The 21,696-nt window shown below is 38.9% G+C and carries 18 protein-coding genes and 1 rRNA gene; 8 read left to right on the top strand and 11 right to left on the bottom strand.

Going from position 1 to position 21,696, the window contains the following annotated elements:
- The first annotated feature begins 145 nt into the window (after positions 1–145).
- Positions 146–254 (top strand): 5S ribosomal RNA (gene rrf / locus F565_RS0119520).
- Between the two features lie 405 nt (positions 255–659).
- Here rrf and F565_RS0119515 read toward each other — a convergent pair.
- The 4 genes from F565_RS0119515 to F565_RS0119500 form a co-directional block, all read right to left on the bottom strand.
- On the bottom strand, positions 660–1,508 hold the full coding sequence (locus F565_RS0119515) for an endonuclease/exonuclease/phosphatase family protein (RefSeq protein WP_020214933.1): 849 nt from the start codon (positions 1,506–1,508) through the stop codon (positions 660–662).
- Positions 1,509–1,800: 292 nt separating this feature from the next.
- Complete coding sequence (locus F565_RS0119510; RefSeq protein WP_026300191.1) at positions 1,801–2,349, bottom strand: DNA-3-methyladenine glycosylase I; 549 nt, start codon at positions 2,347–2,349, stop codon at positions 1,801–1,803.
- A gap of 84 nt (positions 2,350–2,433) precedes the next feature.
- Positions 2,434–3,351, bottom strand: a complete 918-nt coding sequence (locus F565_RS0119505) for a helix-turn-helix domain-containing protein (protein ID WP_020214931.1) — start codon at positions 3,349–3,351, stop codon at positions 2,434–2,436.
- A gap of 18 nt (positions 3,352–3,369) precedes the next feature.
- Positions 3,370–4,170, bottom strand: a complete 801-nt coding sequence (locus F565_RS0119500; protein WP_020214930.1) for an SDR family oxidoreductase — start codon at positions 4,168–4,170, stop codon at positions 3,370–3,372.
- 46 nt (positions 4,171–4,216) lie between these two features.
- On the opposite strand from F565_RS0119500, the gene F565_RS22985 reads away from it, so the two are divergent.
- The 3 genes from F565_RS22985 (at position 4,217) to F565_RS0119485 (ending at position 6,934) form a co-directional block, all read left to right on the top strand.
- Positions 4,217–4,393, top strand: a complete 177-nt coding sequence (locus F565_RS22985) for a hypothetical protein (protein ID WP_020214929.1) — start codon at positions 4,217–4,219, stop codon at positions 4,391–4,393.
- On the top strand, positions 4,365–5,678 hold the full coding sequence (locus tag F565_RS0119490) for a GAF domain-containing sensor histidine kinase (RefSeq protein ID WP_020214928.1): 1,314 nt from the start codon (positions 4,365–4,367) through the stop codon (positions 5,676–5,678). Before F565_RS22985 ends, F565_RS0119490 begins: the two co-directional genes overlap by 29 nt.
- A 95-nt stretch (positions 5,679–5,773) precedes the next feature.
- Positions 5,774–6,934, top strand: a complete 1,161-nt coding sequence (locus F565_RS0119485; protein WP_211214783.1) for a DUF3095 domain-containing protein — start codon at positions 5,774–5,776, stop codon at positions 6,932–6,934.
- A gap of 114 nt (positions 6,935–7,048) precedes the next feature.
- Here F565_RS0119485 and F565_RS0119480 read toward each other — a convergent pair whose 3' ends face one another.
- The 4 genes from F565_RS0119480 to F565_RS0119465 form a co-directional block, all read right to left on the bottom strand.
- Positions 7,049–7,273 (bottom strand): hypothetical protein, encoded by a 225-nt coding sequence (locus tag F565_RS0119480; RefSeq protein ID WP_020214926.1) that lies wholly within the window; start codon positions 7,271–7,273, stop codon positions 7,049–7,051.
- A gap of 491 nt (positions 7,274–7,764) precedes the next feature.
- The gene (locus F565_RS0119475; RefSeq protein WP_020214925.1) at positions 7,765–8,046 is read right to left on the bottom strand and encodes a hypothetical protein; all 282 of its coding nucleotides are present in this window, start codon (positions 8,044–8,046) and stop codon (positions 7,765–7,767) included.
- A gap of 174 nt (positions 8,047–8,220) precedes the next feature.
- Entirely contained in the window at positions 8,221–9,153 is a 933-nt protein-coding gene (locus tag F565_RS0119470) for a 1-phosphofructokinase family hexose kinase (protein ID WP_020214924.1), read from the bottom strand.
- A 98-nt stretch (positions 9,154–9,251) separates the two neighbouring features.
- On the bottom strand, positions 9,252–9,557 hold the full coding sequence (locus F565_RS0119465; RefSeq protein ID WP_020214923.1) for a hypothetical protein: 306 nt from the start codon (positions 9,555–9,557) through the stop codon (positions 9,252–9,254).
- Between the two features lie 946 nt (positions 9,558–10,503).
- Between F565_RS0119465 and F565_RS0119450 the strand changes: the two genes are divergently transcribed.
- The 4 genes from F565_RS0119450 (at position 10,504) to F565_RS22045 (ending at position 13,350) form a co-directional block, all read left to right on the top strand.
- Complete coding sequence (locus F565_RS0119450) at positions 10,504–10,788, top strand: DUF493 family protein (RefSeq protein ID WP_020214921.1); 285 nt, start codon at positions 10,504–10,506, stop codon at positions 10,786–10,788.
- A gap of 19 nt (positions 10,789–10,807) precedes the next feature.
- The gene (locus F565_RS0119445) at positions 10,808–11,509 is read left to right on the top strand and encodes a DUF4290 domain-containing protein (RefSeq protein ID WP_020214920.1); all 702 of its coding nucleotides are present in this window, start codon (positions 10,808–10,810) and stop codon (positions 11,507–11,509) included.
- Positions 11,510–11,527: 18 nt separating this feature from the next.
- On the top strand, positions 11,528–12,838 hold the full coding sequence (gene murA / locus F565_RS0119440; protein WP_020214919.1) for a UDP-N-acetylglucosamine 1-carboxyvinyltransferase: 1,311 nt from the start codon (positions 11,528–11,530) through the stop codon (positions 12,836–12,838).
- 113 nt (positions 12,839–12,951) lie between these two features.
- On the top strand, positions 12,952–13,350 hold the full coding sequence (locus F565_RS22045; protein ID WP_020214918.1) for a cytochrome c oxidase assembly factor Coa1 family protein: 399 nt from the start codon (positions 12,952–12,954) through the stop codon (positions 13,348–13,350).
- Positions 13,351–13,387: 37 nt separating this feature from the next.
- Here F565_RS22045 and F565_RS0119430 read toward each other — a convergent pair whose 3' ends face one another.
- The 3 genes from F565_RS0119430 to F565_RS0119420 form a co-directional block, all read right to left on the bottom strand.
- The gene (locus F565_RS0119430; RefSeq protein ID WP_020214917.1) at positions 13,388–15,217 is read right to left on the bottom strand and encodes a glycoside hydrolase family 2; all 1,830 of its coding nucleotides are present in this window, start codon (positions 15,215–15,217) and stop codon (positions 13,388–13,390) included.
- Between the two features lie 127 nt (positions 15,218–15,344).
- The gene (locus F565_RS0119425; protein WP_154652680.1) at positions 15,345–19,502 is read right to left on the bottom strand and encodes a T9SS sorting signal type C domain-containing protein; all 4,158 of its coding nucleotides are present in this window, start codon (positions 19,500–19,502) and stop codon (positions 15,345–15,347) included.
- A gap of 372 nt (positions 19,503–19,874) precedes the next feature.
- Positions 19,875–21,641 (bottom strand): T9SS sorting signal type C domain-containing protein, encoded by a 1,767-nt coding sequence (locus F565_RS0119420; protein WP_020214915.1) that lies wholly within the window; start codon positions 21,639–21,641, stop codon positions 19,875–19,877.
- Between the last annotated feature and the right edge of the window lie 55 nt (positions 21,642–21,696).

Genomic DNA, 21,696 nt, shown 5'->3' with positions numbered 1-21,696 from the left:
GCTCTTTTCCCCGCTGTAAAGCGGGGGAAGAACTTTCTAAATACTATTTTTTCTTTATCTCAGTATGTTAATATTATTAGTTTACGGTTTACAGTTCATAGTTAACGGTATACGCGTAAATCATTGTCCAAAGCAATGAACCTTTTAAGGTGATTATTGCGGCGGGGCTCACCTCTTCCCATCCCGAACAGAGTAGTTAAGCCCGCCTGCGCAGATGGTACTGCAGTTTGTGGGAGAGTATGTCATCGCCTTTCTTTTTAAAAGCCCTTTATCCATATAGATAAAGGGCTTTTTTGTTTTATAGAAATTATGAAAGTTGGATCAATACCAATACCTGTGGGATTGGCAATTTATGCATATAAATTAATTAGCCTCAAATTAAATAATCTTACACAACGTATAACCCCTAAATTTACTTCTAAAGTCCTCTGTTTTTGCATTGAAAAGGTCTGCTGAAGCCATTGGTGATGCGGTTGTTAAAATAGTTAAGGATTGTATATGATGCTGTATTTAATGATTTAAAGTATGTCTATTATATACAGTTTACATTGATTGGCAATAGTACACAATAGCTTAATATAACAGGCTAAGTGTAAGACTGATGCAACGACATATTTTTTGTCGTTAATTGAATGTAGCCTAATAAAAATAGTGTGAATTTATTCTTTAGATTTTTTTTCTTCCGCAAGTTCTATATCATCGGCATCGGCTTCCAGGCCTTCCTGTTGCTGTGTAGCGACTGCTTCGTATTGCAAGCTTATAAAAATAGGAAAATGATCTGAATCGAAATTAGACAATCGTTTCATGCCCTTTAGCTTAAAATCAGTCGATATAAAAGCATGATCTAACGGAAAACGCATTATAGGGTAATGCGCATGAAATGAGTTAAAGAAACCACGGCCACGGCGCGGATCCAATAGGCCGCTCATTTTTAAAAATAATTCGGTAGTGTAGCTCCACGCTACATCATTAAGGTCGCCCACAACAATAACTGGCAATTTACTGGCTTTAGCTTTATCAGCTACGAGCAGTAATTCTTTGTCTCGTTCTGTAGACCTTGGGTTTTCCTGTGGTACTGGCGGGGTAGGGTGCAGGCAATATAATTGTACTTGTTGCCCATTCTTTAATGATATTATGCCGTGAATAGATGGTATATCGTCTTCTACAATATAATCTACTTTAGCATCGGTTAATTCTAATTTAGAGTATAACAGCATGCCATAGGTATTTTCCAACGCTACCTTTACACTAAACGGATATTTGGCTGCAAGTTCGGCAGTTTCGTTGTCCCACCGGCTATTAGTTTCAAGTAGTAATACAATATCAGGATTGTTTGTGTACACCTCGTTAAGGCAGCCTTTAGTATTTGTATTATCCTGAAAAACATTAGCGATCATAATACTCAGGCTTTGGTCTTGTATATGTTTTGTTGCCCGTAAAACCTGTTTTTTACCTAATATGGTAAATGGCATTATCAGTGTAAAAAGGTAAATAACGTTAAGGGTCATGGCCCCAATTAACCCCCAATATATGAACGCCGTGCTTTTAAAGAAATAAATTAGCAAGGCAAGGCATACTAAGGAGAGAACAAATTTTTGCAATCTTGGATAATCGAATATCCTGAATATCCAATAATCATTCTTTATCAGGGATAAAATAGTAAAAATGATTAATACGGTTGATAGGAAGGCAATAAATAAACTCATCCTTGCTTGCGGGATTATACGTGTTAAAATAAATTAGCTAAAGATACTTTTAAACCTCTAATTGAATTGCCAACGCAACGTTAAAGCTTGCTATCTATACAGTAAACCATAACGCGCCGGCATCGCGGGTTTGTTTATACACAGGGCAGTTTTGGGCATGGGCACCGGGCAGCATGCCTATGCTCATAAAAAATTCATTTACAATTTCGCCGCCGGTAAATTTAAAGGTTTTCTTAAATATCTTAACCCACTCTTCTTTAGTTTTTGGGTGTTGCATTTCGAGCCATTTTTTAAAGGAGCCATGCTCTTTTTGTAATGTCAATATAGTTTTTGCATTCTCTATAGCGGCGTTAACCTTAAGCTTATTGCGTATTATTCCAGGATCTGACAGTAGGCGTTCCCTGTCTGTTTCTGTATAAGCTGCTACTTTGGCAATATCAAAATTGTCAAATGCTAACCTGAACGATTTCTCTTTTTTCAGGATAATTTCCCAGCTTAGCCCGGCCTGGTTAATTTCCATTACGAGACGGCAAAAAAGTTCGTTATCATCTTCTATTGGGAAACCATAATAATGGTCGTGATACGCTTTATGAAGAGCCTTTTTTTCGGGCGACATCGTTTCTATTACGCTGCAATAAGACATTGTTTATGTTGTTTATGGTTAATAGTTAATAGTTAATAGTTAATAGTTAATTGTTCATTGTTCATTGTTTGTTGCCGATTGAAGTTAATAAAAAGACTGCCGATACTCCACTGGCGAAACATTCATTTTCTTTTTAAATATTTTATTGAACGATTGTGGATGCTCAAACCCCAGTTGATAAGCTATTTCGCCAACAGATAAGCTTGTGGTGCTTAACAGTTCTTTGGCTTTATTAATAATGCCAGCCTGTATATGCTGCTGTGCATTCTGTCCGGTATGCACCCTCAGCATGTCACTCAAATAGCGCGGGGTTACCGTTAGCTCATCGGCTATAAACTGAACGGTTGGCACGCCGGTAACAAGGGTTTCTTGGGTGTCGAAATATCCGGCTAATACCTTTTCCATTTTAGCCACCAGATTATTGTTGGGTGTTCTACGGGTAATAAACTGGCGGTTATAAAAGCGGTTGCTGTAATTGAGCAGCTGCTCTATTTGTGATATCATTATATCCTGGCTAAAATGGTCTATAGACTGTGTAAGCTCATGCGCAATCGTAGTAAAAATGGCAGTGATAATTTCCTTTTCCTTATCAGATAAATATAAAGCTTCTGATAAGGCATACGAAAAGAATCCGTATTTTTTTATGCCTTGCGCTAACGCATAGTTATGTAAAAAATCAGGATGGAAAAGCAGGGTATAGCCACCATAATCGGCATCATCACTACCGGCAGTAATAATTTGGTTAGGCGAAATATAAGACATTCCGCCTTCATCAAAATCATAATGGCTTTGCCCGTATTTTATTTTTCCCTTAAAATTCTTTTTGTATGAAACCTTATAAAAGTTAAGCACCATGCCCTTGGCAACATCAGTAGTATCAGCAGTAATATCGCTATAATCAACAAGGCTTATCAACGGGTGCAAGGGCTTTGGCAGGCCTAAAGCTTTGTGCAGCTCTGATACGGAGTTGAATATATATGGTTGTTTACTTTCGGGTTTCATCGTGGCTAAGGTAGTAAATTATTGTATTTGCATGGCATTGCGCATTGCTATCCTATAACCTTCGGCACCTTCGGCCTGCCTTTGCACCAATAGTTTTTTAGCATCCTCTCCGGCAAGGTAGGTTAATTGGTCTTTACAATCTGTGGCGGCTTCATATACCGTTTGTGCAATAATTTCGGGTTCTGTAAAAGTGAGCATGCCGTTAGAGAATACTTCGGTCATTTTTTGCATTAATGGGTCGTAATCCGGCTGTGGTGCTACCTGCATAACGTTCATGTAATTGCTTTTTATACCTCCCGGGGCTATGGTTTTTATTCCAATATTAAAGAGTGCCAACTCATACGATATACTTTCGCTCCAACCCTCCAATGCAAATTTTGTAGCATTGTATACACTTGATAGCGGATTAGAGACTAACCCAAATACAGATGTTGTTGTAATAAACAAACCACTTTGTTTCGCCTTAAAATGCGGTATAAATGCCTGCGTAACCCTGATTACTCCCGTAAGATTTGTATTTATCTGGCTGGTTATTTGTTTTTCTGTGTATGCCTCAAGAGCACCTACAAGTCCGTAACCGGCATTATTAAATACTACATCTACAGGGCCAAGTGCAATAGCTTTTTGCACTGTGTCGTGTATCAGCTCAGAATTGGTAACATCCAGCGGTAGTAAGGTTACATTGTTTAAAAGGTTTAGTTCGGTTTCTTTTTCAGGGTTGCGCATAGTAGCAATAACGTTCCACCCGTTTGCCTGAAATAATTTTGCCGTTGCTTTCCCCAGTCCGGCAGATGCGCCGGTAATAAAAATAGTTTTCATGTTTATATGTTTTAATTACAAGGCAAAGTTGCCGAAATGAACACTCATGAATGTAGCCAAAGCGGTACGTGTTGTAGCCATAATTACATTGGTAAAACATTGGATTAAAAATGATATTGCCAAAAAATATACAAGCGGCGTTATTATACCATTGATTTATGTATTTTTAGCCTATTATAATTCTTTAACCATAAATGATACAGGCAGGAACTTTAACAGATGAAAGTAAACGCTTAGAGGATCTCTACAGCTATGATATTTTAGATACTTTCTCTGAAAAGGATTATGACGACATTACACTGATGGCCTCAATAATTTGTGAAGCTCCTGTTGCGCTTATAACGTTTATTGATAAAGACAGGCAATGGTTTAAATCGCATCGCGGTACTGATGTGGATGGGTCTCCGCTGGAATATGCCTTTTGCAGCTATGCCATACAAACACCCGGCGAAGCTTTTACCATCGAAGATTTTCGTAAAGACGACCGCTTTAAAAACAACCCCTTTGTGGCCGGCGAACCCCATATCGTTTTTTATGCAGGTGTACCATTAGTTACCCCAAACGGGCAGGGGCTTGGCACTGTTTGCGTTCTCGATGTTAAACCACGTGTTTTAACTACACAGCAAATAGAAGCTTTAAAAGTCCTCTCCGGGCAAACTATGAACCTGCTGCAACTACGCAAAGCAAACAACGACCTTAATAGAGCTAAAGAACAGCTGGAGGAAGCCTTAAGCAGCCATATTGCCCAAAGGCTAAGGGAAGCACAAGCCCAAAATGCCGAACTTGAAAGGGTAAACGAAGAGCTAAAGGCATTCAACTATATTTCCAGCCATGATTTGCAGGAACCGCTGCGCAAAATACAGGTTTTCTCGTCGCTCATGCTGGAAAAAGAATTTAGCAGCCTTTCCGTGCAGGGCAAATTATATATTGATAAGATAAATAATTCGGCATCACGGATGAGTGCACTTATAAAAGACCTGCTGTCTTATTCGCAGGTTTCGGCAGCAGATAAAGTGTTTGAAAAAGTAGCATTAAACGACCTTATTAATGAGGTAAAGCATGACCTGCAGGACGAAACAGAAAGCAAGGCGGCCCAAATAATATATTCCGGCAGCCATGAGGTTAGCGTTATCCCGTTTCAGTTTAGGCAGTTGCTTTATAACCTGTTCTCTAATTCTCTTAAATTTTCTATAGATAATATTGCCCCCGTTATAGATATTAAAAGCGACCTTAATAGAGGTCATAAGTTTGATAATGAGAAACTTGATGCTGATATTAATTACTGCCGTATTACTATTTGCGACAACGGGATAGGTTTTGATAATAAATACAACGAAAAGATATTCGGGCTTTTTCAAAGGCTGCAAACTACTGATGTCCAGTTGGGAACAGGTATTGGGTTAACCATAGTAAAAAAAATAACAGAGAACCACAAAGGCGTTATCACGGCGAGCAGCCTGCTTAATTGCGGTGCTACATTTACTATTTACATTCCGCAGCTTTTTTAACCCTGTATATACAGTTAGATATAATTTACCAGAAATAATGCCTTTTAAGATTTTATTAGTATCTTAAGTTGTTACTTTGAGAGACAGAACAATTTATGATGCAAAAGACAATGACAGACGCCAACGAGCAATTTTATTCTGCATTACCTTTACACAAAATGCCTTTGCATGTGCTATTGGTAAAGCAAAAATTGTTTAGCATCGTTCCGGCAGACTGGCATGTTGTTATTACAGATATTACGGGCTCTACAAATGCCGTACTGCAGGGCCGCCATGAAGACGTTAACCTTATTGCCACAGGCAGCATTGTAAGCGTACTTAATTTAGCATTTGGCATGGATATTATTATTCCGTTCTTCTTTGGTGGAGACGGTGCTACCTTTATTGTGCCGCCGGTACTTATACATAAAGTTATGCATGCCCTTACCTTGTATAAAAATAATACCCTTGCTAATTTTAACCTTAGCCTGCGTGCCGGTACAGTGCCCGTGGCAGATATTTATGAACAGGGCCATGAAATACACATTGCAAAATACAGTAGCTCTGCCACGTTCTCTATACCTATAGTTTTAGGTAACGGGCTTAACTATGCCGAAAAAATAATTAAGGGAGATGATTACATGTTTGCCGGGCTTGCAGCGCAGGAAACCATATTAGACCTGAGTGGTATGCAATGCCGCTGGGATAAAATTCCGCCGCCGGCAGATAAGGAAGAAATTGTTACGTTACTTATTATTGCTAAAGAGGTATCGCAACAAGCCGTGGTGTTTAAAAAAGTGCTGGAAGCAATGGAAGAGCTTTATGGAGCTCCCGAGATACGGCAGCCCATATCTGTAGGGAGGCTTAAGCTTAAAACTACCTTTAGTAAATTAGGTAACGAGATGCGTGCAAGGCTTGGAAAAATAAGATTTTTAGAGTTGCTTAAAACATGGATAGTTACTTTTTACGGCTACATTTATTTCAGTACTAAAAAAGGCAGGGATTTTCTTAAATCATTAGTAGATATGAGCGATACCCTTGTTATTGACGGACGTATAAATACAGTTATAACCGGTAATGCAAAACAACGTGTTGCTTTACAAAATCTGCTCAATGTTATGGAGGCTAATGGTGAAATTATTTATGGCATACACATAAGTGGTGCTTCTATAATGTCTTGCTATGTGCGTAATCTTGACGACGGGCATATACATTTTGTAGATGGTGCCGAAGGTGGCTATACTCAGGCTGCCCGGATGCTAAAGGCAAAATTGTAGATTTTTGAAATATATTTAAACAGGCTGTAAAAGCAGTAGGAATAATTTTACCCTGACTTTTTAAATTAGCTGCAAGTGGTTTTTTGCTCTGATTTAAAAAGTCAGGATAATTTATTAGTTAAATTTAACTTCAAGTATATCTATTTCGCCTTCCCTAACTTCGTTGTTATCATCTGCAATAATATTAATGCCAGATATACAAAGCGCTTTAGCTCTTTTTGTACCCTGTTTTACAAGCTTATTAAAGTTTGATGGGTGAAGCATAAGCATAACATTTTCTGATAATGCATTAGTAAGGATAAAACTCTTAATGGTGGCTAAGTCGATGGTAGTTTTCATGGTGTGATGTTTTAGGTGGTTTTGTTTTACAAAGATGCTTGATTAATCTATTAAACTTTAATAACGCTATGCCAATAAAATATTAAATTTAGTTAATAAATTTAGTAACGATCCCTTAACTATTTCGATTGAAGCGGCTGTTTTACTAACAACCTTAAATGCATTTTTTAAATAAAAAATGACGCGCATTTATTGTAATGATAAGCTAACTGTACTATTGTAGCGCTATCAGATTGCTTTTTTTATTATGCAATTTAATTTGTAGCTAATATGTTGTTTGTTAATTAATTGTTGTGTGTAATTTGAGGGGTATTATAGCAACCGTTTTAAGGGGTAAACAAAAGTGAATCAGTAAACTAATATGCTTTATTAAGTGGCAGCGTGGCAATCCTGATTTTAAAACAAAAAGCCCTTAGATAAATTTCTAAAGGCTCTTGTTTACTAATGGATGTCTGAATTTTTGGTAATCAAAAAATCTAACAATCCAGGATTTAATTTATCAGCATTGTCAGGAAATAATCAGTATCGTTATTATACTTCATTGCATCAGTATTTATAGCTATAATAGTATAAGGTTCGTCATGATTACCTTCAATCTCAAAACTGCCGCTTGCAGTATATTGCTCTAAAAAAGGTTTCAAACTTAAATCTTCAACATCTTGCTTAGGTAATAAAACAAAATACGTTATTACTGTATCTTCACCCTTAAAGGTGGCTTTGCCTTCAAAGTTCTTAAGCTCATCAAAAGCATCTTTAGCGTTCTGGTAATTCATATAATTGCTTATTTATGTGAGTAGTTTTATTTTTTTTAATATTGCCCATTGCCCATTGCCCATTGCCTATTGCCTATTGCCTATTGCCTATTGCCTGTTGCCTGTTGCCTGTTGCCTGTTGCCTGTTGTCTATTGCCTGTTGCGGTTTGTAATTTGGAAATTGTTATTTGATATTTATTTTGACAACCATTTATACAGCCTCTCCGCATTCTCTTTAGTAAACAGCCCGGTGCCGGTACTCATGGTAGCTGCAGATCCGCAGGCAACACCCATGCGCGCCATTTGTACATGATTACCCCCATTAGCTAAGACAGAAACCATTCCTGCCACCATGCTGTCTCCTGCGCCCACAGTACTTAGTTTTTTAACCGATGGTGCCGGTACATGTATACATTCGTCTTTGCTAACAAGGTAAGCACCCTGCGGCCCTAACGATACCACCACAATTTCGGCCTTGCCTTCATCAATAAGTTGTTTTGCAGCTTCATCGGCACTTTCATTATCCAGTTCTTCGCGGCCTGTAAGCAGGCTCAGTTCGCCCAGGTTAGGCTTAAGCAGGAATACACCTTCTTTAAGTACCTCTGTAAGCGCATCGCCAGATGTATCTGCAATAACCTTTGCGCCTTTTGCTTTAAGGCTCTTTACCAGCGTGCGCATGTAAGCCGCATCAATACCTTTGGGCAGGCTGCCACTTATAATAACAATTTCAGGAAAAGGGGAGTAGCTGTTTATCTTGTTTGTTAGTGCTGTAATTTCTTCCTCACTAACAGTGTCGCCGGGCATTCCGAAACGGTATTGCTCATTGTGCGATTTGTCTACCACGATAAAATTTTCGCGGGTTTCGGCCGCAACGTTTACAGGGCTTGTGGTAACGCCTTCTTCATCAAGTAATTTTTCGAGCAGTTCGCCGGTGCGGCCACCGGATAAAAATAATGCGGTAGATTTTATGCCGAGCCGCGAAAGGCCGCGGGATACATTTATCCCACCGCCTCCGGGTTCATATTTTGGCGCAGTGCAGCGCAGTTTTTTTTCGGGCTTTATATTGTCTACAGCACAACTTTTATCTACTGTAGGGTTAAGGGTAATAGTAAGGATGTTTTTTATCATTGCACGGTTGGTTTATTGGTAAAAGCTAATGTACCAAATAAAACCATTTACACTACCTAACATTGTGTTAAGAGTGCCGCAATGTAAAATCCTGACTATTATCTTTCGTGTAAAAACCTTTCCAGTATACTGTATTCGTTGCTAAGCTCTATATAGTAGCATCCTTGCGGAATTTCAACATCAAGTTCAGCAATTTGTTTTTCGGTAAAACCGCGTTTACGCAGGTCTTCGCTGGTATGTAATAATACAGGCTCATCTCCTACATAGTAAAGGTTGTCATCTGTACGGTTTATTTCACTTACATGGCCAGAAATGCCATAATCCATAGAGTTGTACAAAAGTTCTTTTTCAAGTTCTTCAGCGGTCAGTTTGTCCAGCCAAACTTTAAGTTCTTTTAGCTTCATGTTGCAAATAGTAAAATTAGTTTTTTAAAGGGGGTACACGGTAAATTCTTCAGGGGGCCAAAAAATTTATGGTATAAAAGTAGATAATTTTTTGTTAATGTTTTACATACAATATAATATTTATTTCGTAATGTTGGTGTAAAATACTCCTGATGATGAGAATAATGCATATATTAATTATAAATCAGTTTTATGTTAAATAATGCAGTCAGAGTATGTTTACCATGTTCTTTTATGCTTAAAAATCAATATGCATAACCACAAATCTTATAATTAAAGATGTTTTAACATTTTTAGCAGATGATTTTGTAATATACATGATGTGGTAATAAAAGTAGTAATGCCACGTTTATTTAAATGATAAATATTAATTTTGGCTGGTATAATTTTTGATTTATTTTTAAAATAAACAAAACCAGCACACTGTTTTGCCCCATATTGTATTATAAAATGAAAAATTACGATTTAAAACATGTTGCTTATCACATATTAGTAGGGCTCTATTTTATGTGGTTAGTGGTGTTTGGCATACTGTTAAGCATGGGGTTAAATAGTGCTTTTGGTGGAGGCAGCTTACAGTTATTACAAATATATCCCGTTTGGATATCCCTCAATTTTATTATGGGCACATCTGTATTTGTCGTATTACGGCTTTTTCGAAACCGTACATTTTTAAGCAGGATTATAAACTACAGTTACTATGTTGTTATAATTGCTGCATTAATTACCCTTCTTTTAATAATGAATAAGGGTTAAACATAAATGTAATGAGCAACTAAGTATAGCAATATACGGGGCACAAATTTGCAGCCTGGCTAATGTTATCTCTTTAAAAAGTTGCTTTTGTAATTTAATTTTTTTAATTTTTCCTAAAATAAACCCGGCTTGCTATTTTTTAATAAAGTTAGTGCGGGATAATGTATATTTGCCTTTATTTTAATGACGAATGGATAACAAGAGCGAAGAGTTTTATGCCAGGCTTAAAGAAGAGCTGGCAAGGTCTACAGAGTGGCCGTCAGAATATTTATTTAAATTTATTGTACCTACAGATGGCAACAAGATCGTAGAGATAGAAGAAGCCTATAATAATATGGGAGCCGTGATAGATACACGGGCTTCTAAAAATGGTAAATATACCAGCGTTTCTATAAACGTACGGATGGAGAATGCTCAGGCTGTAATAGATAAGTATTTGCAAATGTCATCTATAGAAGGTATTATATCTTTATAAAATACCCAAACTTCACATTATGAGATATACCCCGGAAGAAGCAGTTAATTTTCTTGAATATAATGCCGAAAGGCCGCATCTTATCATTCCCGAATATGGCCGCCACCTGCAAAAGCTAATTGAGCAGGCAGTGGCGCTGGAAGACAGGAACGAGCGCAACAAGGCCGCAAAATACATTATAGGCGTTATGGGGGGGCTAAACCCGCACCTGCGCGATGTGCCCGATTTTCAGCACAAGCTATGGGACCAGATATTTATAATGTCTGATTTTAAACTGGATGTTGATTCACCCTATCCTACACCATCGCGCGAAGTGCTTAATGTTAAGCCGGGGCCGTTAGGGTATCCTCAAAACTTTCCTAAATATCGCTTTTATGGCAATAACATTAAGAACATGATAGATGTTGCCAATAGCTGGGAAGATGGCGAAATGAAGAACGCACTCATTATTGTGATTGCAAACCACATGAAAAAAAGCTACCTAAGCTGGAATAAAGACACGGTTAAAGACGATGTTATTTTTGAACATCTTATGGAACTTAGTGGTGGTAAAATAAACCTGCTTGCTGCAGATGAAGAACTGTCTACATCTATAGACCTTATGAAGGTTAACAAAAAACTGAGCAATAAAACACAGTTTACAATTAACCCAAGGCAAAAAATGCAACGTATGGGCAATAACATACGATCTAATAATCAAAATAATAACAACCGCAAATAATAACATTTTTACCGCTGCATGGGAACATTTAAAATTGAAGGAGGTGCCCCTCTTAAGGGCGAAATAAAGCCGCAAGGCGCTAAAAACGAAGCTTTACAGGTGCTTAACACTGTATTGCTTACCCCCGAAAAAGTAACCATTACAAACATACCCGATATTATTGATGTTAACAAGCTTATTGCCTTACTGGGCAACCTGGGAGTTAAAATTCAAAAACTGGAGCACGGGTCGTACACTTTTCAGGCAGATGAGGTAAACCTGTCTTATCTTGAAAGTGAAGCGTTTAAAAAAGAAGGTTCGTCGCTAAGGGGTTCTATAATGATCGTAGGCCCACTTTTAGCCCGTTTTGGCAAAGGTTATATCCCTAAGCCGGGTGGCGACAAAATAGGCAGAAGAAGGTTAGATACCCACTTTGAAGGCTTTATAAACCTTGGTGCTAAATTTCGCTATAACGAAGAAGACCATTTTTATGGTGTAGAGGCAGAGAGGCTTCAGGGTACTTACATGCTGCTTGATGAAGCATCTGTAACCGGCACAGCAAATATTGTTATGGCTGCCGTATTAGCACAGGGCAAAACCACTATATACAATGCCGCCTGCGAACCTTACCTGCAACAGCTTTGCAAAATGCTAAACAGCATGGGTGCAAAAATTACAGGTATAGGGTCTAACCTTTTAGAAATAGAAGGTGTAGATACTTTAGGTGGATGCGAACACCGCATATTGCCCGATATGATAGAGATAGGCAGTTGGATAGGCCTTGCTGCAATGACACAGAGCGAAATTACCATTAAAGATGTTAGCTGGGATAACCTGGGTGTAATACCTAACGTTTTCCGTAAGCTGGGCATAACCTTAGAGCGCAGGGGAGACGATATTTATATTCCTGCTCATACTGATGGTTATGAAATTCAGAACTATATAGACGGCTCTATCCTTACCGTGTCAGACGCGCCATGGCCGGGCTTTACGCCGGATCTTTTAAGTATTGTATTAACCGTTGCCACGCAGGCAAGGGGAGAGGTGCTTATACACCAAAAAATGTTTGAAAGCCGCTTGTTCTTTGTAGACAGGCTTATAGATATGGGTGCTAAGATCATTCTTTGCGACCCGCACAGGGCTACCGTTATAGGGCTTGATTTTAAATCGAAACTAAAAGGTATCCTTATGTCATCGCCAGATATCAGAGCGGGTATATCATTACTTATCGCTGCATTGTCTGCTAAGGGTGTAAGTACTATACAAAACAGCGACCAGATAGACCGCGGTTATGAGCGTATAGACGAAAGGCTAATAGCTCTTGGTGCAAAAATTACAAGGATAGATTAAGTTTTTAATCCTACTGCATATTGAAAGAGCCACGTTTTGCGTGGCTCTTTTTGTAATAATAACAAGCTATTGTTTAGTTTACTCATCTAATATTTATAACAAACACCAACAAAATGAACAATGTCCCAGACTTTAAAAATGATCCTGCTGCTTACTTTAAAGCACAGAAAGAGCAGCAAAAGAAAAAATCACGTAAAATAATAGCCATTGTTATTCCTTCAATTATAGTAATTGGAGCAGCATTAATGTTTCTTGGAGGCAGCCTGATGAAAAAAAGCGATGCTTATAAAACGGCTGTCGAGTCTATAAAGCAGGATGCCAACGTACAAAAACAAACCGGGGGTATAAAAGACTTTGGTTATTTTGTTACAGGTCAGATAAAAACAGTTAACGATGCAGGAGAAGCTAACTTATCTATTAAAGTTGAGGGGCAAAAAAAAGACATTACTGTATTTGTATACCTTATAAAAGACAACGCAGGATGGCATACGCAGGAAATGAATATTGAATAAAAACAAATTGGCAGGCATCAAAGCCTGCCAATTTGTTTTACTGTTTTGCCTTAGCATCATAAAAAGCTTTAAGTATATAAAAAGCCTTTTTCTTTTCGCCTTTATCACTGTATAATCCTTTTCGGTTCCAGCCGTCCTGTAATCCGGGCAACTGCCTGCGCGGCGAACGGAAATCTTTTAATATCCACGGCGACAAGCCCTGTAACTGTTCAATTTTGCTCAGCATTTTAAGGGTTTGCACATACAGGTCTTCCTGATATTCTTCGCTAAAGCGGGTAAGTTTATCAGCATGGTAACCGGCTTTTGCATCGGCACCAAACTCAGATATTACTACCGGTTTATCCTGTGTTATTTTCCACGTTACCTCGTTGCATTTTTCTGGCAGGCCATCATACCAGCCTATGTATTGGTTAAAGCTAAGTACATCTACCACATCAGCAAAAGGATCGTCGATAGTTTTTACAAGTGGGTTGCCTTCATAATTGCTTTGTTCCATGGCGGCACTTATAAGCCGGGTAGGGTCCATACTACGGGAATGCTTAGCTAATTTTCCTAAAAAAGTATTACGTTCGGGTAGCGATGGTGTTTCATTTGCCATAGACCATATAATAACCGATGCCCTGTTCCTGTCGCGTGTTATAACCTCTGTTAACTGATTTTCGGCATTGGCATACGTGTCTGCATTTTTCCAGTCTATAGTCCAGTACACAGGGATCTCTTCCCAAACAAGAATACCCATTTCATCGGCCAGGCGTAACATGTGTTCATTATGCGGGTAATGAGCAAGCCTTACATAGTTACAGCCAAGATCTTTAGCCCATGTAAGCAACGTGCGTGCATCCTCTATAGTGCTTACCCTCTTGCCATTATTGGGGCTTTCTTCATGAATACAAATTCCCCTTAAAAATACATTTTTGCCGTTAAGCACAATGTTATGCCCTTTTGTTGTAATAGTCCTGAAACCAATTTTATCACTCAAAACATCATCTCCGGCAGTAATCAATACATTATAAAGATGTGGATTTTCGGGCGACCAGTATTTTACATTTTTAACGTCAATAGTTACCTGGGCGGTACCATCGCCATCGGTGGTAATTTGTTTTTTTATTTTAAGTTCAGGAATAGTTACCGTAATTTTTTTATTGGCGGCAGCCTGCCCATCAAGTTTAATAAACCCGGTAAGTTGCTTATTATTTTTAGGGTTTAGCTGAATTTCATACTCTCGTATAAACGTGGCGGCAACCTCTACCAACTGCACATCGCGGGTAATGCCACCATAGTTAAACCAGTCGGTATTAAGTGTAGGTACACATTCTTTACAGCGTTTATTATCTACCTTAACGACAACAAAATTATCTTTGTCTTTAAGTTTGCCGGTAACCTCAAAATTAAAAGGGGTAAAGCCACCGGTATGTGTGCCCAGTTTTTTGCCATTAAGATACACATCGGCATGGTAATTTACGGCACCAAAATATAAAAATGCCCTGTTGCCTTCCTTTTTGCTTACGTAATCAAAAGACTTTTTATACCATAAAGTGCCCTCATAAAAAAAGAGGCTGTCGGTTTGGGTATTCCAGTCGCCCGGTACATTTAGCGTAGGCGATTTGTCAAAATTGTATTCTAAAAGTTCTGTTTTGTCTTCCTGTTTGGCATTCATAAAAAAAGCACTTTTAGATGGTTTTTCCTGTTTGTCAAACGGCTCGTAGCGGTAGTTATAATAGCCGTTTTCATAAGGGTCTACAATATAATTCCATTTGCCGTTAAGGCTTTGTACTGGCCGGCTGTATACATTAACCAGCAAATTTTGCTGGGCAAATAATGCAATGGACTGCAACAGCAGGTAAGTGAGGATAAATTTTTTGTACATAATTTTAGATTGGATTTTTTTGGAAATGGAAATAAAAGTAGCAATAAATTTTTAAATGAATTTGGCAGTAAACAAAAATCCCCGCTGTAGTGGTACAGCGGGGATAAATAATAATAACTATCAAAAATTAAAAAACGATCTTTTTACTTACTTTTCCTTTTACGGTATTAATTTCTACAATTAAAACTTCCTGTGCAGCCTGCAAACCACTAATTACAGTTTGTGCAGCTTTTACGTTGTCTTTGTTAAGCAGTTTCCTGCCCCTTACATCATATATTGTTACATCTGTAATTTCTGTAGTACCTGCAGATATATTAATAACAGATCCTTCTTTATAAACAATAACCTCTTTGCTTGTAATTACAGGTGTATTAACCCCTAAAGCATCGTTTGTATATAGTAATTCGAACCTGCTGTTAAACGTACCTGCTTCAGATGTAAATGCATACGCTCCGTCGGTAATATTTTGTACAGTATTAGTAGTGTTATCCTTAAGGTAAATTTCCTGTCCTGTAGTAAATACACCTTCCGTATGGTCAAGGCTCAGGGCATATTCTCCGGTTACATTTGCTATATAACCTACAGTTACTACATCATTTGGAGTAAATACCGGCCTTGCCTGTATAGCAAGATTACTGTCATCTGCAATTGTATACAATGCTATTTCATCGTCTCCTGCAAGCTGTTCGCCATCATAACCATAGTCAAGGCCTGTTGTTGCGCCATCCATGTAAGCTATGGCAGCCTGGCTAAAAGCGGTTTCGCTACCGGTAAGGTTTAGCCAAAGGCGTGATGTTGTAGATTGACCTTCCCTGAAAAAAGCCTGCCTTCCTGTTGTAGGTACAGCTCTTCTCATGCTATTGTTAAAGGTAATGTTTGTTACAGATGGATTTCTTTGTGCTTTTACAATAAAGCCCTGTCCCTGTGCTATTAACCAGTCACTGTTATCTCCTGTGTAAAAAGAAGCCTGTTCTGTACCGCCAGATCCTGCCCTGTTAGCCGTATAAGAAGCCATTGTTATAGTTACATAAGACGACATCCTGTAATTGTTCCTTTTTCTCCAGAAGTATAATGCAGAGTTACCATCTATTACGCCTGAGTTTTGTGTGTAAAAATCTACAAGGCTAATAGGTGAAGGGTAAGGGTTACCTACTGCTGTAAAACGTTTGCCGTTTAAAGAGGCTGCCCTGTTTACAGTTCCATTATTAGGTATACCTGTAAAAGTACCCGGTAGTATTATAGATGCTGCTCCGTTATTATATCCTGTTGCATCGTCAATATCCGGCATACGTATAAGATATCCTTTTCCTGTTTCAAAAGATGTATTTGCAGGGTCTACAGTAGTGTAATATTCGTTATACCTTTGTAAAGAAGTATCAAAAATACATTTGTATTCGTAAAAACGTGTAGATACAGTTTGTGGTGAAAAATTTTGCAGGTTTTGTTCCCTTACCGGCGAAGACCACATAGTATAGTCAAGCCTGTATAATGGATTGCTGTTTTTAAGAACATCAATTTTGCCGCTATTTGCTATATCATTAACCTGTATAAGGGCTCCATTATCTTCAACTATCATGTTAGCTCCATTAGCAACGGTAACAGCGTTTGCAACTTTTAACGATCCGCCTGTAAGAACGGTCAGGTTTGCACCATTTTCTATTGTAAGGCTTTTTGCAAGGCCTACTATGCCCGAAACGGTAGGCTGGCGTGTAGCATTAGCCGGTATAGATACAGCATCGTTTAAGGTAGGCAGTACACCACAAGCCCAGTTTTCTGCCGTGTTCCAGGCGGTGCTTACATATCCTGTCCAGATTAAAATGTTGTTTACCGTAATGGTTATAGTAGCAGATGTTGCACTACTGCAAGTGCCACTGGTTGCTAAAGCCCTGTAGTACGTTGTAGCAGTAAGGGCAGGTGTAGTGTATACTGCACTTGTAGCGCCATTGCCACCACTTACGTTAACCCATATAGTAGCATCTGCAGATTGTTGCCACTGTATGCTTCCTGTATATTGTGCAATGTTTATGCTTGTTGCTGTGTTAGGGCAAAGAGCCTGGTTAGCAGATGTTCTGCCGGCTACAGATAGCGGAGATATGTTTACAGTTATAGTACCCGATGTTGCACTGCTGCATGTACCGCTTGTAACCACTGCTTTATAGTATGTAGTAGCTGTAATTGCATTAGATGTATAGCTTGCAGATGTTGCCCCATCAATGTTAGTCCATGTACTGTTGTTAGCAGATTGCTGCCATTGTATAGTACCGGTATAACCTGTAATGCTTACTGTAGCGGTTGTGCCACTGCATATTGTTTGGTTTGCCGATGGTGTGCCTGCAACAGAAACCGGTGTAATGCTAATTGTTGATGTGCCCGATGTTGTACTGCTGCAAGTTCCGCTTGTTACTACAGCCCTGTAATATCGTATTGCTGTAAGTGCAGCTGTAGTATAAGTTGCTGTAGTACCACCTGTACCTGTTGTTACGGCAGCCCAGTTACTATTGTCTGATGATTCCTGCCATTGTATAGAGCCTGTGTAACCTGTAAGGCTTACTGTTGCTGTTGTACCGCTGCATATTGCCTGGTTGCCGGATATTGTTCCTGCTGCTGATGTTGCCGATACGGTTACCGAAACGATATTTGACGTAACCCTTGCACATGCTGTGTTATTGTTGTTAACAATACAGTAATAGTAGGTAATACCTGATGCATTTACGGCAGGAGTATAGCTCGATGTTGTAGCATTCGCAATTAGTGTGCTGCCTGTAGTAGTGTTAGCAGTGTTAGAGTACCACTGGTAGGTTAAGCTTGCTCCGTTTACTGCTATGCTAAGTGTAGTAGGCGATGCCTGGCATGTTGTTGCAGATGCAGGCTGCGCTGAAATAAGAGTGTTAAGGTAAGCTATCTGGCTTGCTACCGATCCTGATTCGTTGCTAACAACAACACTGTAAGCCGCTACGTTTGCTGCTGTACTTTCTACAGTATAAGATGATGACGTTGCGTTGGCAATATCAACACCATTTTTTTTCCATTGGTAAGAAAGGCCTGTGCCTGTGGCTGTAAGGCTAAATGTAGCACTGCCTGTACCCGTACATACTACCTGAGATGTTGGCTGTACAGTAATAACCGGCGCAGGGATTATAAAAGAGGCAGCGTTATATGCTGTAAAGGCTGTATCGCTATCGCCACCCGGTATGCATTTAAATTGTGTTATGCCGGTAGCTGTGGCAGAGGTAATACCAAAATCTGTTAGTTTAAAGGCAATCATCCTGATTTCCCTGGTGCCGTTATTTTCAAACGAGGCAGATGGTGTAACAGTAGAGTAAGCAGAGTTTGTTGCAAGTGTAAAAAGATCCAGCCTGTAAGTACCTACTGCACCAATGCTGCTTAAGTTTGCAGATATTGGGTTACCTACAATATTTCCGGCTGCATCTGTAAAATAATAAAGGTCGGCATTGCTGCTTGGCGAAGCTATCTGGGTAATAAGGATATCCGGTTCGGCATCAATTATTTTTTCAGGAACTATACTGTTTACGTTAAAAGACAGTACTGCGCTGGCACTTAAGTTTGTTACACCTGTACCTAAATCAAGGCCTTTAATACCATCAATTAAAACATCTTTAACACGCAGTCCGGCAACACCGGGTGCTGTATATGTAGCTGTGCTAACGCTTCCGTCTATAAGGCTTCCCATAGCAAGGTAGCTTGATGGGCCTGTGCTGCCACTAATGCTGTTTACAGGTAACGCCCTAAAATCAGAGTGTGCATACATGTTACTACCGCCCAGCCTTGTAGTAAGTGTGGCATCATCTACCCCGGTAGAGTAGGTTGTACCATTATTAACGGTAAAACCGGTAAGGTTATGGTGGGTATTAGGCTGTCTTGCTGTTTCAGACGATGTTGTAGTAGATGACCAATAGCCTCCCCAGTCTGTCATAACGCGCGTTACCGCATTAGTGGCTGCTGTAGCTGCAGGAGCTACATAAGTTATACTGGCAGTTGATGATGCAGTACCTGTTGGGTTAGTAACACTAACAACACCAGATGTACCCGATGCTACAATTGCAGTAATGCTTGTAGCAGTTGCAGTAAAAGATGTGGCGGCAGTACCGCCAAATTTTACGGCTGTAACGTTACCAAGGTTTGTACCGGTAATGGTAACAACCGATTTTTGTGTAACTACCGTAGGCGAAAAAGATGTTACTGTAGGCGCCTGTGCATACATGCCGGCTGTTACAAAAAACATCAATAGCATAGCAAGTTTAGTAATCTTGTAATGACATTCCATGGTTATTTATTTTTTAGATAATTTTAGTAATTAATTATTGGGTGATATTCGGGTAAATAAATGCTTTAATCTTAATGACACTACAAAGGAAGTGCGCCATTTGGATTAACTTTTAACTATTCGACGAGTTGTATAATTTTTCGATAAAGCATGTTGTTTTCTTCGACGAATATATTTATTTGTCGACGAGTGGTAGTTTAATCCTCAATGTTTATTGGTGTAGATGATTAAGCAAAGTATTTAACACATCTTTAAGATTTACTTTCGAGTATCTGTAATTAATTAAATAATAAATATTTAATCAAAAAAAATCCCCACTGCTACTACTACAGTGGGGAGAAAGTCAATATATAAAAATTGACTTGGAGGAAATTAGAATAGTATTTTTTTACTTACTTTACCTTTAACAGTATTTATTTCAACGATCAGCATTTCCTGGGCAACCTGCAATCCGTTGATTACGGTTTGAGAAGCATTAACGCTACTGCTGCCATACAGTTTTCTGCCACTTATATCGTATACCGCCACATCTGTAATCTGGTTAGTACCTGCAGATATGTTAATTGCAGCATTTTGTTTGTAAACAATAACATCATTATTTGTAATTGCGGGAGTGTTGTTCCCTAAAACTTCTGTAGTATATACTACAGTAAACCTGTCGTTAAATGTACCTGCCGCAGTAGTAAAAGAGTAATCGTCGTTATTAAGATTGTGTATAGCTCCTGTTACGTTATCTTTTATGTATATATTTTGTCCTTCTGTAAATATACCATCTTTACGGTGCATGCTTACGGTATAGTTACCGGCTGTGTTTGCCATGTAACCCATTACTACAACATCATTGTTTTGAAAAGCCGGGCGTGCCTGGATTGTTAGGTCAGTAGCATCTGCAATAGAGTAAAATGCAACAGTACCGCTTGTTATTAGTTTTCCGTCCCTGCCATAGTCTAAACCTGTAGTGGCCGTATTACTATATACTATTGCAGTCTGGCTAAAAGCATCATTACCGGTTAAATTAAGCCATACACGCGATTTTTGATCATCTTCCGCAGTCCTGAAAAACTGGTTGTTGTGTACATCCCCCCTTCGCATGGCGTTGTTAAATACAAGTTGCGGGTTAGCAACTCCTTCGGCAGTTTTAACTAAAAATCCCTGGCCAGGGTTTATTACCCAGTTTTGAGAAGACGCTTCATTAAATAATTCGTCCCACTGCTCGCCGCCAAATTGCTCCTGACCGTTAGCATGGTTGTAAACATAAGCATCTCTTGTAAGTGTAGCATAGCTGCCTGCATTGGTGTCATTTTTCTTTCTCCAAAAGTATAAACCGGCAGCAGGATCTAAAACTTCGCTGTTTGCAGCAAAAAAATCCTGAACGTTGATTGCAGAGGCATAAGGGTTTCCCACAGCAGTATACCTGTTTCCCAGTGTAGCAAGTGTTTTTGTAACAGTGCCATTTGTTGGTACGCCTGTAAAGCTGCCCTGAAATGTTAATGCTGTTGTACCATTATTATAGCCTGATGCATTATCTGCATTTGGCATACGTATAAGATAAGATTTTCCTGTTTCAAAATTAGCAGCAGCATTAACACTACTATACATTTCAGATACGTTACCGCTATTGTCTGTGCTGTAAGTGTAATTGTAAAAACGATTTGATGAGGTAGCCGGAGAAAAAGATTGTAGTTGCTGGCCGCTTACAGGAGAAGACCATAGTGTATAATCTAACCTGTAAAGTGAAGAGCTGTTTCTTAAAACAGTAATAGTACCATTGTTAACAGCACTATCGTTTATTTGTACAAGGTTGGCATTGTTTTGTATTACAAGTAAAGAATTACTGTTTACTGATATTTCATTATTTACTGTAAGGGTTGTTCCTGCCGATATGGTAACGTGTGCACCGTTGTTTACTGTTAAGTTACAAGCAAAAATATTTGCTGATGATGTAAAGTTACCTGTTATAACTGCTCTTACTCCTGTATTAGGTTCTCCATTACTCCATGCAGTACCGTTCCATGTAGTAGTAACGCTACATCCGCCGGTTGTATTGTTTTGTGCATTTGCGGCTAAAGTGCCACAAAGCATAAATACCATTGCTAAGCAAAGAAACTTAAGGTTAAGAGGTGTAGTAAAAATTTTCATCAGTAGTAATTTTGTTGGGGTGCTATTACCAGGTTGCCTTGGTAATTCTTATACA

The sequence above is a fragment of the Flavobacterium rivuli WB 3.3-2 = DSM 21788 genome (genome assembly GCF_000378485.1).
Taxonomy (GTDB): Bacteria; Bacteroidota; Bacteroidia; order Flavobacteriales; family Flavobacteriaceae; genus Flavobacterium; species Flavobacterium rivuli.
Note: the sequence above shows the minus strand (reverse complement) of the source record. Positions and strands in the feature narration are given on the sequence as shown.

What these genes read in the sequence shown, in the direction of transcription:
- F565_RS0119430 (WP_020214917.1), bottom strand. Translation starts at nt 15,217, where the DNA reads ATGTACAAAAAATTTATCCTCACTTACCTGCTGTTGCAGTCCATTGCA.
- F565_RS0119480 (WP_020214926.1), bottom strand. Translation starts at nt 7,273, where the DNA reads ATGAAAACTACCATCGACTTAGCCACCATTAAGAGTTTTATCCTTACT.
- F565_RS0119470 (WP_020214924.1), bottom strand. Translation starts at nt 9,153, where the DNA reads ATGATAAAAAACATCCTTACTATTACCCTTAACCCTACAGTAGATAAA.
- F565_RS0119450 (WP_020214921.1), top strand. Translation starts at nt 10,504, where the DNA reads ATGGATAACAAGAGCGAAGAGTTTTATGCCAGGCTTAAAGAAGAGCTG.
- F565_RS0119445 (WP_020214920.1), top strand. Translation starts at nt 10,808, where the DNA reads ATGAGATATACCCCGGAAGAAGCAGTTAATTTTCTTGAATATAATGCC.
- F565_RS0119485 (WP_211214783.1), top strand. Translation starts at nt 5,774, where the DNA reads ATGATGCAAAAGACAATGACAGACGCCAACGAGCAATTTTATTCTGCA.
- F565_RS22045 (WP_020214918.1), top strand. Translation starts at nt 12,952, where the DNA reads ATGAACAATGTCCCAGACTTTAAAAATGATCCTGCTGCTTACTTTAAA.
- F565_RS0119420 (WP_020214915.1), bottom strand. Translation starts at nt 21,641, where the DNA reads ATGAAAATTTTTACTACACCTCTTAACCTTAAGTTTCTTTGCTTAGCA.
- murA (WP_020214919.1), top strand. Translation starts at nt 11,528, where the DNA reads ATGGGAACATTTAAAATTGAAGGAGGTGCCCCTCTTAAGGGCGAAATA.
- F565_RS0119475 (WP_020214925.1), bottom strand. Translation starts at nt 8,046, where the DNA reads ATGAATTACCAGAACGCTAAAGATGCTTTTGATGAGCTTAAGAACTTT.
- F565_RS0119465 (WP_020214923.1), bottom strand. Translation starts at nt 9,557, where the DNA reads ATGAAGCTAAAAGAACTTAAAGTTTGGCTGGACAAACTGACCGCTGAA.
- F565_RS0119490 (WP_020214928.1), top strand. Translation starts at nt 4,365, where the DNA reads ATGATACAGGCAGGAACTTTAACAGATGAAAGTAAACGCTTAGAGGAT.
- F565_RS22985 (WP_020214929.1), top strand. Translation starts at nt 4,217, where the DNA reads ATGAATGTAGCCAAAGCGGTACGTGTTGTAGCCATAATTACATTGGTA.
- F565_RS0119510 (WP_026300191.1), bottom strand. Translation starts at nt 2,349, where the DNA reads ATGTCTTATTGCAGCGTAATAGAAACGATGTCGCCCGAAAAAAAGGCT.
- F565_RS0119500 (WP_020214930.1), bottom strand. Translation starts at nt 4,170, where the DNA reads ATGAAAACTATTTTTATTACCGGCGCATCTGCCGGACTGGGGAAAGCA.
- F565_RS0119425 (WP_154652680.1), bottom strand. Translation starts at nt 19,502, where the DNA reads ATGGAATGTCATTACAAGATTACTAAACTTGCTATGCTATTGATGTTT.
- F565_RS0119515 (WP_020214933.1), bottom strand. Translation starts at nt 1,508, where the DNA reads ATGACCCTTAACGTTATTTACCTTTTTACACTGATAATGCCATTTACC.
- F565_RS0119505 (WP_020214931.1), bottom strand. Translation starts at nt 3,351, where the DNA reads ATGAAACCCGAAAGTAAACAACCATATATATTCAACTCCGTATCAGAG.